13 protein-coding genes are annotated in these 13,290 nt (G+C 35.8%); 10 read left to right on the forward strand and 3 right to left on the reverse strand.

All coding sequences use genetic code 11. The features are described 5' to 3' along the window. Positions 1-59 precede the first annotated feature (59 nt). From atpB to VKJ25_RS21840, 9 genes are all read left to right on the forward strand, one after another. Entirely contained in the window at positions 60-806 is a 747-nt protein-coding gene (atpB, locus tag VKJ25_RS21800) for a F0F1 ATP synthase subunit A (RefSeq protein ID WP_324238750.1), read from the forward strand. Positions 807-1,176: 370 nt separating this feature from the next. After that, positions 1,177-1,422 carry an ATP synthase F0 subunit C gene (atpE, locus tag VKJ25_RS21805; RefSeq protein WP_011611801.1) on the forward strand — a complete coding sequence of 82 codons (246 nt, stop codon included), beginning with the start codon at positions 1,177-1,179 and terminating at the stop codon, positions 1,420-1,422. Between the two features lie 118 nt (positions 1,423-1,540). Then, positions 1,541-2,026: a F0F1 ATP synthase subunit B' gene (locus VKJ25_RS21810; RefSeq protein WP_324238751.1), complete on the forward strand. Its 486-nt coding sequence runs from the start codon at positions 1,541-1,543 to the stop codon at positions 2,024-2,026. Positions 2,027-2,289: 263 nt separating this feature from the next. After that, positions 2,290-2,817, forward strand: a complete 528-nt coding sequence (locus VKJ25_RS21815) for a F0F1 ATP synthase subunit B (RefSeq protein WP_324238752.1) — start codon at positions 2,290-2,292, stop codon at positions 2,815-2,817. Positions 2,818-2,819: 2 nt separating this feature from the next. Beyond that, positions 2,820-3,368 (forward strand): ATP synthase F1 subunit delta, encoded by a 549-nt coding sequence (gene atpH / locus VKJ25_RS21820; RefSeq protein ID WP_324238753.1) that lies wholly within the window; start codon positions 2,820-2,822, stop codon positions 3,366-3,368. A 234-nt stretch (positions 3,369-3,602) separates the two neighbouring features. Continuing rightward, positions 3,603-5,120, forward strand: coding sequence for a F0F1 ATP synthase subunit alpha (gene atpA / locus VKJ25_RS21825; protein ID WP_324238754.1), 1,518 nt, complete (start codon positions 3,603-3,605; stop codon positions 5,118-5,120). Between the two features lie 428 nt (positions 5,121-5,548). Continuing rightward, entirely contained in the window at positions 5,549-6,493 is a 945-nt protein-coding gene (locus VKJ25_RS21830) for a F0F1 ATP synthase subunit gamma (protein WP_324238755.1), read from the forward strand. Positions 6,494-6,810: 317 nt separating this feature from the next. Next, positions 6,811-7,701 (forward strand): shikimate dehydrogenase, encoded by an 891-nt coding sequence (locus tag VKJ25_RS21835; RefSeq protein ID WP_324238756.1) that lies wholly within the window; start codon positions 6,811-6,813, stop codon positions 7,699-7,701. A 487-nt stretch (positions 7,702-8,188) separates the two neighbouring features. Continuing rightward, entirely contained in the window at positions 8,189-8,650 is a 462-nt protein-coding gene (locus tag VKJ25_RS21840; protein WP_324238757.1) for a hypothetical protein, read from the forward strand. A 182-nt stretch (positions 8,651-8,832) separates the two neighbouring features. Here VKJ25_RS21840 and VKJ25_RS21845 read toward each other — a convergent pair whose 3' ends face one another. The 3 genes from VKJ25_RS21845 to upp form a co-directional block, all read right to left on the reverse strand. Next, the gene (locus tag VKJ25_RS21845; protein WP_324238758.1) at positions 8,833-9,117 is read right to left on the reverse strand and encodes a YggT family protein; all 285 of its coding nucleotides are present in this window, start codon (positions 9,115-9,117) and stop codon (positions 8,833-8,835) included. Positions 9,118-9,225: 108 nt separating this feature from the next. Continuing rightward, positions 9,226-9,531, reverse strand: coding sequence for a ssl2009 family thylakoid membrane protein (locus tag VKJ25_RS21850; protein WP_324238759.1), 306 nt, complete (start codon positions 9,529-9,531; stop codon positions 9,226-9,228). A gap of 222 nt (positions 9,532-9,753) precedes the next feature. Then, positions 9,754-10,404, reverse strand: a complete 651-nt coding sequence (gene upp / locus VKJ25_RS21855; protein WP_324238760.1) for a uracil phosphoribosyltransferase — start codon at positions 10,402-10,404, stop codon at positions 9,754-9,756. An 813-nt stretch (positions 10,405-11,217) separates the two neighbouring features. Here upp and crtH point away from each other — a divergent pair. Further along, positions 11,218-12,795: a carotenoid isomerase gene (gene crtH / locus VKJ25_RS21860; RefSeq protein WP_324238761.1), complete on the forward strand. Its 1,578-nt coding sequence runs from the start codon at positions 11,218-11,220 to the stop codon at positions 12,793-12,795. The last annotated feature ends 495 nt before the right edge of the window (positions 12,796-13,290 follow it).

Genomic DNA, 13,290 nt, shown 5'->3' on the forward strand with positions numbered 1-13,290 from the left:
GCTGAAAGCTAATAGCTAAATCCACACCTTGACATAAATCGGGAAGCCTGATCACCAAAATGCTAGATGTTTTAAACACTATTAACTTTTTACCTCTGGCTGAATTGGAAGTTGGCCAGCATTTCTACTGGGAGCTAGGTAGCATCAAAATACATGGGCAAATTATACTCACATCTTGGTTTGTAATTGCTCTGATACTTTTAGCTGCTTTTGTATCCTCACGCAATGTGCAGCGCATCCCCAGTGGAATGCAAAATTTCATGGAATCTGTCCTGGAATTTATACGCAGTCTAACCAAAGACCAGATTGGTGAAAAAGATTATCGCCCTTGGGTACCATTTGTTGGTACGTTGTTCTTGTTCATATTTGTGTCAAATTGGTCAGGAGCTTTAGTCCCTTGGAAAGTAGTAGAATTACCTTCCGGAGAATTAGCTGCCCCCACCAGCGACATTAATACAACAGTGGCATTGGCATTACTGACTTCCATAGCATATTTTTATGCAGGTATCAGTAAAAAAGGCTTAGGATATTTTGCTGGTTATGCGGAACCAGTACCTTTTATGGTCCCATTCAAGATCATAGAAGACTTTACCAAACCTCTATCTCTAAGCTTCCGTTTATTTGGTAATATTCTCGCAGATGAATTAGTAGTAGGAGTGCTAGTTCTGTTAGTGCCTTTGTTTATTCCCGTTCCACTAATGGTTTTGGGTTTATTCTTAAGCGCGATTCAAGCACTAATTTTCGCTACCCTAGCTGCTAACTACATCGGAGAAGCATTAGAAGAACACGGCGAACATCACGACTAAGAATTAATTAGGCAGTAGAAAAAAACTTGCTTAAAAAAACTCAAAGTCTGATATTCTAACCTGTTAGTGGGATGAAAAGTTACTAGGTTCATATAGATTGAAAATAGTAAAGTCAAAAAATCCCAGAAAAAGAAGAATCTAGGGTGTGAGAAGCCCTGGAGATGTCAAAACTAAAAATCAGAGTTGATGAGTGATGTGAGATAAAAGCCAGAAATTTGAACAGGTTCAGTTTCACGCTCCACTTTGATCGTTACATCAATTCATCTAAAACAGTGACCATTGTGTAGTTGGTTGCACTACAGTGTAATCAATGTCTTTAAAATCGTCAAGTTCGTACTTTAAGTTAAACAAAAAAGGAAAGAGAATTATTATGGATCCATTAATTGCTGCTGCTTCCGTTGTCGCTGCTGCTCTAGCTGTAGGTTTAGGTGCTATTGGTCCTGGAATTGGTCAAGGTAATGCAGCAGGTCAAGCTGTAGAAGGTATCGCTCGTCAACCAGAAGCAGAAGGAAAAATTCGAGGCACTCTATTGTTAAGTTTGGCATTTATGGAAGCTTTAACAATTTACGGTCTAGTTGTATCTTTGGTGTTACTATTTGCTAACCCATTTGCATAAGAAAAACCTGATTTATAGGAAGTAGGGATTTTAGATTTTAGATTTTAGATATCCAAAATCTAAAATCTTGAAATCAAACACTTATAGAAACTATGGGAACCACCAAAGATAAGAAAAAATGATCAACTCGACAATTTTACTGGCTGTTGAAGAAGTAGCCAAAGAGGGTGGTTTATTTGATATTAATGCCACTCTACCCATAATGGCAATTCAATTTCTACTTCTGGCTTTTGTCTTAGACAAAATTTTTTATAAGCCATTAGGTAATGCTATAGATTCTCGTGCAGATTATATTCGCGATAATCAACTAAAAGCAGAAGAACGTTTGATAAAGGCGAAACAGTTAGCTGCACAATACGAGCAAGAGTTAGCAGAAAGCCGGAAAAAATCTCAAAAGGTTATTGCTGCAGCTCAAGCAGAAGCTGAGAAAATAGCAACTACTAAACTTGCTGAAGCTCAACAAGAAGCACAGGCAAAGAGAGAACAAGCAGCTCAAGAAATAGAACGGGAAAAGGAAGCAGCTTTGCAACAGTTAGATGCACAAGTAGACTCTCTCAGTCGCCAAATTCTCGAAAAACTATTAGGACCAGAATTGGTCAGATAGACAAATTTAGAATTTAACAACAATATTCTAATATTTGCTCGGACTGCTATTACTAAGCTTAACATCCAACAAGAGAATAAAAGGCTTTTCATTAATTGATAATGGATAATGAATTAATGGATAATTACCTGTGATTAAAACCGTAAGGGAATTGAATATAGGTAAATCTCCTAGCAATTTTTCTCCTTAATTGGAGTTGCTTTAAATCAGATTGATTAATTATCAATTATCCATTGGTAAGGGCTGACCTATTACAGAATATCATGATAAATGTTTTATGGCTAGCTACAGAAGCTAGTGCAGAAGAAGGTTTTGGTCTAAACCTGGATATTTTAGACACAAACCTAATTAATTTAGGAATTATAATTGCTGCTCTGCTCTATTTTGCGCCAGGTTTCATTGGGAAAATTCTTGGTGAAAGACGCGCTACTATTGAACAGGCAATCACAGAAGCAGAAAAGCGTCAACAGCAAGCAGCAGCAGCATTAGCAGAGCAACAACAAAACTTGCAACAAGCTCAAGCAGAAGCCAAAAAAATTATAGCTACTGCTGAAACCAGAGCGCAGGAAGTTAAACAGAAAATTGCACTGCAAGCTGAAGCAGATATTGAGCGGATGAAAGCTACTGCTAGCCAAGAAATGGATACTGAAAGAAATAGGGCGGTTGCTCAACTACGCTCAATTGTAGCATCTAAAGCATTGGCACAAGTAGAATCTCGACTACAAGAAACTTTGGATGAGAATGCCCAGCAACAATTAGTAGATCGTAGCATAGGGTTATTGGGAGGTTAATTATGAGTATAATTGCTGGTGAAATCGTAGAACCCTACGCAGCAGCTCTAATGTCTTTGGCTGAATCAAAAGAATTAACTGAAAGATTTGCCGAAGATGTGCGTGGCTTGATTAATATTATGACTGAATCTCCAGAGTTGAAGAAATTTTTGGGAAATCCAGTTATTAAGCCAGAGGATAAAAAAGCAGTGGTACGACGCATGGTGGGAGAGGAAGTAGATCCGTTGATGCGTAATTTTTTAATGCTGCTCATTGATAGAGGTCGAATTATTTTTCTAGAACAGATAGGAAAACAATATTTAGCTCTATTGCGGAAATTTAATAACACTGTTTTAGCAGAAGTAACCTCCACAATAGAATTAAATGAAGACCAACAAAATACAGTCCGCGAACGAGTTAAGTCAATGACTGGTGCAGCGGGTGTGGAACTGGAAACTAAGATTGACCCAAGTTTACTTGGTGGGGTAATTATCAAAATAGGGTCTCAGATAATTGACTCTAGCTTACAAGGACAACTACGCCGAATTGGTATTAGCCTCAAAGCAGTATAGTATAGCAGGGAACAGGGAAATAGGGAACAGGGAACAGGGAACAATTGGAAAAAATTTCTAATTTATTAAGATTAATTGTGATTCTATGTCCTTTTTTTCTTAGCTATAGCATTCAAAAGTTAAATTATCGCTGTGACTATATTTGAGAGTGTTAGGAATTTCCTAATATCCCTAGTAACTGCTATACAATAATTGATAAATTTGTGTAAAACAACTTGACAATAGAAAATAAAAATGGTATCAATCAGACCTGACGAAATTAGCCAAATTATTCGTGACCAAATAGAACAGTACGAACAAGACGTAAAAGTATCTAACGTTGGTACTGTTCTCCAAGTAGGTGACGGTATTGCTCGGATTTATGGCTTAGACAAAGTAATGGCCGGAGAACTGGTAGAGTTCGCAGACGGTACTGTAGGTATTGCCCAAAACCTAGAAGAGGACAATGTTGGTGCAGTATTAATGGGTGAAGGTAGAGAAATCCAAGAAGGTTCTACTGTAACCGCCACAGGTAAAATTGCTCAAGTACCAGTAGGGGAAGCATTAGTTGGTCGAGTGGTTGATGGCCTTGGTCGTCCAATTGATGGTAAGGGAGATATCGAAACTACTGAAAGCCGTCTACTTGAGTCTCCAGCTCCAGGAATTATTGATCGCCGTTCTGTTCACGAACCAATGCAAACAGGTATTACTGCGATTGACTCTATGATTCCTGTTGGTAGAGGTCAGCGAGAATTAATTATTGGTGATAGACAGACTGGTAAAACAGCGATCGCCATTGATACTATTATTAACCAAAAAGGCGAAGATGTTATCTGTGTATATGTAGCTATTGGTCAAAAAGCTTCCACAGTAGCTCAAGTAGTAGGTACTTTAGAAGATAAAGGCGCACTAGATTATACAGTTGTAGTTGCAGCTAACGCTAGTGACCCAGCTACTCTACAATACTTAGCTCCTTACACTGGTGCGAGTATTGCTGAATACTTCATGTACAAAGGTAAGGCGACTTTGATCATTTATGACGATCTTTCTAAGCAAGCTCAAGCTTATCGTCAGGTATCCTTACTATTACGTCGTCCACCAGGTCGTGAAGCATATCCAGGAGACGTATTCTATCTCCACTCCCGTCTTCTAGAAAGAGCTGCTAAACTGAATGACAAACTTGGTGGAGGTAGTATGACTGCTCTACCAATTATTGAAACTCAAGCAGGTGACGTTTCCGCTTATATTCCTACTAACGTAATTTCTATTACTGACGGTCAAATCTTCTTGTCTAGTGACTTATTCAACGCAGGTTTCCGTCCAGCGGTAAATGCTGGTATTTCTGTATCTAGGGTAGGTTCTGCGGCTCAAACTAAAGCTATCAAAAAAGTTTCTGGTAAAATCAAGTTAGAGTTGGCTCAGTTTGCTGAGTTAGAAGCATTTTCTCAGTTCGCTTCTGATTTAGATAAGGCTACTCAAAACCAACTAGCACGGGGTCAACGTTTACGGGAAATTTTGAAGCAACCTCAAAACTCACCTCGTACACTTCCTGAACAGGTATTAGTAATTTATTCTGGTATTAATGGTTACTTGGATGATATTCCTTTGGAGAAAGTAACTAAGTTTATTGCTGGTTTAATAGATTACTTTAACAACAGTAAGCCTCAGTTTGGTGAAATTATCAACACTAAAAAGGTACTAACTGATGACGCACAAGCTCTTTTGAAAGAGGGTATCGCTGAGTATAAGCAGACATTCTTAGTATCAGCTTAGTAGATTAGTTGCTTTCAGGTATCAATAATTAGTGGTTAGTTGTTAATGGTAGAAAAACAATTAGCCACTAAATTATTAGTTTAGATAAATTTAGCAACTAAGTGCTGGAAAGAAACTATAGCAATCCACAATGATGTTGTAACGTTTTTATGGTATGGGTTTGGTTTCCATATCCCATTATGGCTTGGGTTGGGAGACCAAACCCCTACAGTTTCTCATCAACGATTTGAGGATTGGTATATACAGAACTTTTCAGAAAGTAGAATATAGTTGACCGATCAGAAAAAGTCAAGAATTTTCCTTATTTATTCTTCCTTCTTTTCTGGCTTTTCAGTAAAGTTGAATATGGTTGATAAATTAAGAGAAAGTCAAAGATTTTCTTCCTTATTCCTTCTTCTTCCTTCCTCCTTCTTCCTTATTTAAAAACAATGCCTAATTTAAAAGCTATTCGCGATCGCATCAAGTCGGTCAAAAACACAAGAAAAATTACAGAAGCAATGCGCCTCGTAGCAGCAGCGAAAGTACGTCGTGCGCAGGAACAAGTAATTGGTACAAGACCTTTTGCTGACCGCCTTGCTCAAGTTTTATATGGACTTGCTCAACGTTTACAGTTTGAAAATCTAGATTTACCCCTGCTCCAAAAAAGGGAGGTAAAAACAGTTGGGTTATTAGTAATTGCTGGAAATCGTGGTCTATGTGGGAGTTATAATGCTAATGTTATTAAGTTGGCAGAAACTAGGGCCCGTGAACTGACAGAACAAGGAATTAACTGCAAGTATTTGATAATTGGACGTAAAGCTATTCAATATTTTCAACGTCGTGAAGTTCCAACTATAAATACTTATGATAACCCGGAAAAAATTCCTACGGCTAATGATGCTTCTGTAGTTGCTGATGAAATTCTGGCGAGTTTTCTAGCAGGTTCAGTGGATAGGGTAGAATTAGTTTTTACTAAGTTTATTTCACTAATTAGTTCTAAACCAGCAATTCAAACTTTGTTACCTCTCGATCCTCAAGGTTTGGAAGTTCACGATGATGAAATTTTCCGTTTAACCAGTAAAGATGGTCATTGGGAAGTATCACGAGAAACTGTACCTGCACCTGTTAAAAGTTTACCTCGTGACATGATTTTTGAGCAAGAGCCTACTCAAATTTTAGAAGCTCTCTTACCATTATTTTTGACTAATCAGTTATTAAGAGCGTGGCAAGAATCATCTGCTAGTGAGTTAGCATCTCGAATGACTGCTATGAGCAATGCTAGTGATAATGCTAGTGATTTGGCTCGTAAATTAACTCTTTCTTATAATAAGGCTCGACAAGCTGCGATTACTCAAGAACTTCTTGAGGTTGTCGGTGGCGCGGAAGCTCTCTAGTTGAGTTATTAGTTATAAGTCGTCAAAGAATCTTTGTCTTTGTTTGAGATAGCTGGAATTTTGAAGATTATATTGGAAATACGTCTGGGATAACTCAGGCGTATTTTTGCAACTTTTTCCTCTGGTCAAAGTCAAAGAGGAAATACGGAATAGGGAACACGGAGAAATAATTGATAATTTCTGATCAGAATTGATTTTATTTTTTATTATTGGGGATGTCTATCATAGAGTCTAGTTAATAAATATATTTTATATTTTCATTATTCTATAATTATTCCCCTGCTCCCCCACTTCCCTACTCCCCTACTCAAAAAAATATGATTACAGGTAAAACAAAATTATTAGGAGTAATTGGCTATCCGGTTGAACATTCTTTGTCTCCCCTAATGCACAATGCTGCAATTAAAGCAATAAATAATCAAAAAAATCAACAAAATTTAATAGATTATGTTTATCTACCTTTTCCTATTAAACCAGAAGATTTAACAACTGCTATTGCTGGATTTTCTGCTATTGGGGTCCAGGGTTTTAGTATTACTATTCCCCACAAACAAGCAATAATTCCACTTTTATCGGAAGTATCGGATATTGCTGAAGCAGTGGGAGCGGTTAATACCGTTTATAAAATAGATAAAGGATGGGCAGGGACTAATACTGATGTTACAGGATTTCTAGCTCCACTAAAAACTTATAATTGGGATTGGCATCAAAAAGTTGCGGTAATTTTGGGTAATGGTGGTGCTGCTCGTGCAGTTGTCGCGGGTTGTGCTGAGTTGGGTTTGGCTGAGATTCATGTTGTTGGTCGTTCAGAAGATAAATTAAGGGCTTTTCAGCAAAGTTGGCTTAATTCTCCTCTGCCTGTAAATATTACCATACACAAATGGGATAATTTGTCAAGCTTAATTACTAAAGCAGATTTGTTGGTTAATACGACTCCTGTCGGAATGTACCCCAATATTCAAGAATATCCGGTGGATGAGGCAATGTTTGATAATTTGTCACGAGGGGCAATAGTCTATGATTTAATTTATATTCCTAATCCGACTAAATTTATTCAGCAAGCTCAGGAAAGGGGAGCGATCGCTATTGACGGTTTAGAAATGTTAGTCCAACAAGGGGCTGCTGCTTTAGAATTATGGTTAAAAGAGTCTGTACCTGTGGATGTTATGCGTCGTTCTTTACGTGAACATTTAGGGTTGACTGATTAAAAATATATTCGTAATTTACAGTAATACATGAGGATGGTGAGCTAGACTTAAAGATTGGCTTGGTAACACAGCCTTCCAGGCTGTAACAAGCAGGATGCTTGTGTTACTAGGATTACAAATAGGCCTCTACTCTGCTTTCCTGTTCAGCCTTCCAGACTGTAACAAGGAAGATGCTTGTGTTACTAAGATTACCGAATAATTAATAATTAAATAATTAAACAATTAAATAATTCGCGCCTTTAAGCCTCCGCTTGGATAGGGGAAAAAAATAAATTTTTTCCTTTTATTCAGTCCTATCCGTTTTAGGGAGAGGTAATTATCAATTATCAATTATCCATTATCCATTATCCATTATCCATTATCCATTATCCATTATTGAATAGAATAATAAGCTTCTACTCTGAAACTACTGTAATAATTTATTTTGATTGTGCTAATCTTTCTCAGATAAGTTAAAGTTATTATACTAAGTCTAAATTTTAATAATATGAAATCACGATTCTTACCTAATATTATTATCTCTATCTTAATTACAATAGCTATTTGGCTGTGGAGTAGTCCAGCTTGGGCAATTGAACTGAAATTATATGATTTAGAGTACAAAGATTGTCCTACAGAGCTAGGAAAAGGGGCAATTACCAGTGGTTCGAGTATGGCAGCTAACTGCTTTATTATCAGTGGAAAAGCTAAAAATAATTCTGGTAAACCTGTATATGATGCTGATGTTTTTGGCCGTATTTATGATGCTAATAACAACAATGTTATGGAAAATCGTGGTAGACTTGGTTCTATTGAAGAAGTACTCCCATTTAGCAGTACTGATTTTGAAATTAGAGTTTCAGTACCAGCAAATCTACCCACTCCCTTAAAACTTAAGAATTTTAAATCATCTGGGTTTTCCCATAAAGTTCGATGGGAGCAAACTATTGAAGAATTTGATGGATTTTAGTAATTAGGTTATTTGTTGTGGATAACTTTAGCGCCACAAGCATACTTGTAGCGCTAAAGTTCGATAGGAAACACCAGACTTTTTATAACTAATTTTTGAAACATGATATTTTTTGTAAATACTTGTTTTTTTATTAGCCTCAAAAGTTTTTAGGTGTAACCTAATGTAATTTTTATTTGAAATTAATAAACTGCTATACTGCCTAGTAATCCAGTTAAAAGTTGAGCAGCAAACTGGAGAGCAAAGATAGCAATTATAGGAGAAAAATCAATACCTCCTAAAGGCGGAATAATAGAGCGAAATATGTTAAGATAAGGGTCTGTCAACTGACTCAATACAGAAAATGGTGGATCATACCAATTAATGTTAGGGAACCAACTTAACAAAATTCTAATGAACATTAAAACCAAGTAGAAACTGACAAAAGTTGATAATGTCTGGGCTAATAGTCCTATGGAAGCATTCATAAATATTATTTTGAAACTACAAAAAAAACTAATAAGTTATCTAATAGAGTTTAGCACAGATTTGTCCCATGTAGAGACATAAAGTTATGTATAAAATCTACTTAATTTTTACTCAGAAGGCGATCGCTCTGACTTTTCCCAAGTTCCATTTACACCATTTATTTGCTGGCGAACTTCATCAATGACCTGGTTCAACTTGGCTATTTTACCCTCTAAACTTTGGCGAGTTTCTTCTATAGCTTCTGCTTCTTTGGTAGATGTTTGTTTTTCATTGTCTTGCCTATCCAATAAGTTTTCTGCTTCAGTATCATCAGATATCCTTGCTCCAATTAAAACTCCAAATAATCCACCTACCAGGCCACCAAATGCTATACCTGCTATCAAACCACTTGCAAAACCATTTTTATTACTCATATTTAGCAAAAAGCTAATTGTTTTAGATGCTGTTTACTTAAGAAATTACCTATGAAGACCAAAGCTTATGAGAAAAAGAGATTTACTAGGTTTCTATAGGTTAATTTTTCATTATAAAGGTTATTATAATATTTTTTTTACTAAAAAATATTATAATAACCAAATTAAAATTATAAATTACGAGTCATTTCAGTTATCAATTAGCATCCTGGACTGTAACTACTAAGTGCCAAAAATTCGATCACCTGCATCACCAAGGCCAGGTACGATATAACCAATATCATTGACAGTCTCATCAATAGTTGCGGTATAAATAGTTAAGCTAGGATAAGTAGTACCTAATTTTTGTAGAGCAGGTTGAGCAGCTACTACAGAAATAATTCTGATAGCAGTGGGGTTAACTCCAAGGTTCGTTAATTCAGCCATCACCTGCATCATTGTCCCACCAGTAGCTAACATTGGTTCGCAAATCAAAACCCGAACATTAGGATCAAATTCAGGGGGAAGCTTATTCAAATAACAACTAGCTTCAAGAGTTTCTTCATTTCTAGACATTCCCAAATGGTAGACAGATGCCAAGGGTAGGACAGTTTGAGCGCCTTCTAATAATCCTAGACCAGCTCGGAGAATAGGTATTACTACCATCGGAATTTGAGGGTTAACAAAAGTAGCAGGACATGCAGCTAAAGGAGTCTGTATAGTAGTTTCTACTAAAGGCAACCAATCTCGAATTGCTTCATAAGTTAACCATCTGCCTAATTCTGTTATTGCAGAGCGAAATAGAGAAGAGGGTGTATTAACATCACGAGCTACACCTAACCAATGTTTGATCAATGGATGGGGTGGGACATAAACACGAAGTTGTGGAGCCATAAATTTGCAAGTTTCTCTTAACGAAGTTAGAAGTCGTAAGTTAAAAGTCAGAATCTTTTTGGTTATGGGGATTGTGAGTAACCCTCTAAAAACATTTTGATAATAACTAATTTATTATAACTTACGCAGATGAACCCAGAAACCCGGTTTCTCATAGACTTCTATTGCTCAAAACAAGGATTTCTCCTAGAAACCGGGTTCCTCCCGTGTAAGTCCTATTATTATAACTTACACAGAGACACTACATAATATAGAGTTTAAACAAAAACTATAACGTTATAGTTTAGTCTTTAAAAGTTAAAAATGCGTAAGTGCTGATTAATTTTAAACTATCACACACAAATATGTGCAAATTAATCAATATTTTTCTAATATTATCAGGAGTTATACAAAAACCGGGTTTCTGTGTAAGTCTTGTTTATTTTCCCTATTATCGTCAAAGCATTGAACAGTTATCTATTAGCTATTTATAGTCATTTTAGTTTAGACTGAGACAAGTTTTAATGGATAATGGATAATGGATAATTACTTCTGCCTTTTAGGGAGAGGATTTGCTAAAAGGAAAAGATTTATTTTTCTTGGTCGATTAAATATGGTTAGGGAACCCATCTATCTCACCCTTCGGGAAGCTCCGCTGACGACCGCTTTTTACCCTTAAAAGGCGGAGGCTTCAAGGCGCGAATTATTTAATTGTTTAATTATTTCGGTAATATTTTATTGTAGGGGTTTGAAAACCAAACCCTACAATTTTTTTTACACAAATCATTATTATCAGTAATAGATTAAAATTAAGAAAAGTATCAAAAGTTTATTATGGCAATATCTATCACATCTCCCTCATTAACTGATAAATTTCCGACAATATCTGAATATGATGCAATTGTAATTGGTTCTGGTATGGGTGGTTTAGTTACAGCTACTCAACTTGTAGCTAAAGGAGCTAAAGTTATAGTCTTAGAAAGTTATATTATTCCTGGTGGAAGTTCCGGTTATTTTGAAAGAGAAGGATACACATTTGATGTTGGTGCATCAATGATATTTGGTTTTGGCAAAAAAGGCACTACAAATTTACTAACTCGTGCTTTAGATGCGGTGAATGTTAGTATCGAAACAATTCCCGATCCGGTACAAATACATTATCATTTGCCAAATAATTTAGAATTAAAAGTTCACCAAAATTATGAAAAATTTCTTGAAGAATTAACTGAAAAGTTTCCCCATGAAAGGAAAGGAATTAGACAATTTTATGACGAATGTTGGGCAGTATTTAATTGTCTTAATTCTATGGAGTTATTGTCTCTAGAAGAAATAAAATATCTCTTGAAATCATTTTGGCAAAATCCTGGTTCTTGTTTGGGGTTATTGAAGTATTTACCCCAAAATGTAGGAGATGTTGCCCGTAGATATATTCAGGATTCTGAGTTATTGAAATTTATTGATATGGAATGTTATTGTTGGTCAGTGGTTCCGGCAGATTTAACGCCAATGATTAATGCTGGTATGGTATTTTCTGACCGACATTATGGAGGTATTAATTATCCTAAAGGTGGGGTGGGAAAAATTGCTCAAAAATTAGTAGAAGGTTTGGAAAAAAATGGGGGAGAAATCAGATATAAATCTCGTGTTAAAGAAATTATCATTGAAAACGGAAAAGCTATAGGAGTAAAATTAATTAATGGTAAAGTTTATCGAGGTAAACGGATTATTTCTAATGCCACAAGATGGGATACTTTTGGTAAATTAATGCTTGAAGAAAATATACCTCGAAGTGAGATCAAATGGCGTGGTAATTATCAAAAATCACCCAGTTTTTTAAGTTTGCATTTAGGAGTAGAAGCCAGAGTATTTCCCGAAGGTACAGAATGTCATCATATTCTCTTAGAAAATTGGGAAAAAATGGAAGTTTCAGAAGGTACAATTTTTGTTTCTATTCCCACATTATTAGACCCAAGTTTAGCCCCAGAAGGATATCATATTCTTCATACTTTTACACCTAGTTATATGGAAGATTGGCAAGGATTAAATCAAGCAGAATATCAAGCTAAAAAAGAAGCAGCAGCAAAGCGAGTTATTTCTAGATTAGAAAATATTTTTCCTGGTTTAGATGCAAGTTTAGATCATATAGAAATAGGAACACCTCGGTCTCATAAAAGATTTTTAAATCGACAAGATGGAACTTACGGACCTATTCCTCAGCGGAAGTTAAAAGGTTTATTAGGAATGCCTTTTAATCGTACTGCAATACCTGGTTTATACTGTGTTGGAGATAGTACATTTCCTGGTCAAGGTTTAAATGCTGTGGCATTTTCTGGTTTTGCTTGCGCTCATAGAATTGCTGTTGATTTGAGATTGAAAGAAGGAAGAAAGAAGAAGGAAACAGTAAGAAGTTAAGAAGTTAAGAAGTTAAGAAGTTAAGAAGGAGGAAGGAAACAGTAAGAAGGAAGAAGTTAAGAAGAAGTTAAGAAGAAGTTAAAAAGTAATCAGAAAGAACGAAGAAGTTAGAATACTTTCGGTTGTTATGATTTACACCCGCGCGGGCAAGATTCCCGCACTACATTTTCACGATATCTGCTATAACAAGGAGGAAGAAAGGAGTAAATTTATAGACAAGTAAGTAGACAAAATTATTTGTCTATAAATTTAATTGTAATCCTTTTGATACCTCTACTATATAACAATAAAAAATTCACAATTAATTCTGTCCAGATACTTATAAAAACAGATTCTAACATTTTACTGTAGGAGTTTAGTTTATCAATAGGATAGCTCTATGTTTAATAGTTGGAATTTAAGCCAGATCAAAATAACTCTATTAATAGGATTAATCATTTTGGGATTAATTTCTATATTAGTTATAGCTAACTCAATTCCAACTTCTCAAATACC

Source organism: Okeania sp. (assembly GCF_035285525.1).
In the GTDB taxonomy this organism is placed as follows: domain Bacteria; phylum Cyanobacteriota; class Cyanobacteriia; order Cyanobacteriales; family Microcoleaceae; genus Trichodesmium.

Bases quoted from the DNA above. Each gene is read 5' to 3' on its own strand.
- VKJ25_RS21830 (WP_324238755.1), top strand. From the start codon at position 5,549: ATGCCTAATTTAAAAGCTATTCGCGATCGCATCAAGTCGGTCAAAAAC.
- VKJ25_RS21815 (WP_324238752.1), top strand. From the start codon at position 2,290: ATGATAAATGTTTTATGGCTAGCTACAGAAGCTAGTGCAGAAGAAGGT.
- atpE (WP_011611801.1), top strand. From the start codon at position 1,177: ATGGATCCATTAATTGCTGCTGCTTCCGTTGTCGCTGCTGCTCTAGCT.
- crtH (WP_324238761.1), top strand. From the start codon at position 11,218: ATGGCAATATCTATCACATCTCCCTCATTAACTGATAAATTTCCGACA.
- atpB (WP_324238750.1), top strand. From the start codon at position 60: ATGCTAGATGTTTTAAACACTATTAACTTTTTACCTCTGGCTGAATTG.
- atpH (WP_324238753.1), top strand. From the start codon at position 2,820: ATGAGTATAATTGCTGGTGAAATCGTAGAACCCTACGCAGCAGCTCTA.
- VKJ25_RS21845 (WP_324238758.1), bottom strand. From the start codon at position 9,117: ATGAATGCTTCCATAGGACTATTAGCCCAGACATTATCAACTTTTGTC.
- VKJ25_RS21840 (WP_324238757.1), top strand. From the start codon at position 8,189: ATGAAATCACGATTCTTACCTAATATTATTATCTCTATCTTAATTACA.
- VKJ25_RS21810 (WP_324238751.1), top strand. From the start codon at position 1,541: ATGATCAACTCGACAATTTTACTGGCTGTTGAAGAAGTAGCCAAAGAG.
- VKJ25_RS21835 (WP_324238756.1), top strand. From the start codon at position 6,811: ATGATTACAGGTAAAACAAAATTATTAGGAGTAATTGGCTATCCGGTT.
- upp (WP_324238760.1), bottom strand. From the start codon at position 10,404: ATGGCTCCACAACTTCGTGTTTATGTCCCACCCCATCCATTGATCAAA.
- atpA (WP_324238754.1), top strand. From the start codon at position 3,603: ATGGTATCAATCAGACCTGACGAAATTAGCCAAATTATTCGTGACCAA.
- VKJ25_RS21850 (WP_324238759.1), bottom strand. From the start codon at position 9,531: ATGAGTAATAAAAATGGTTTTGCAAGTGGTTTGATAGCAGGTATAGCA.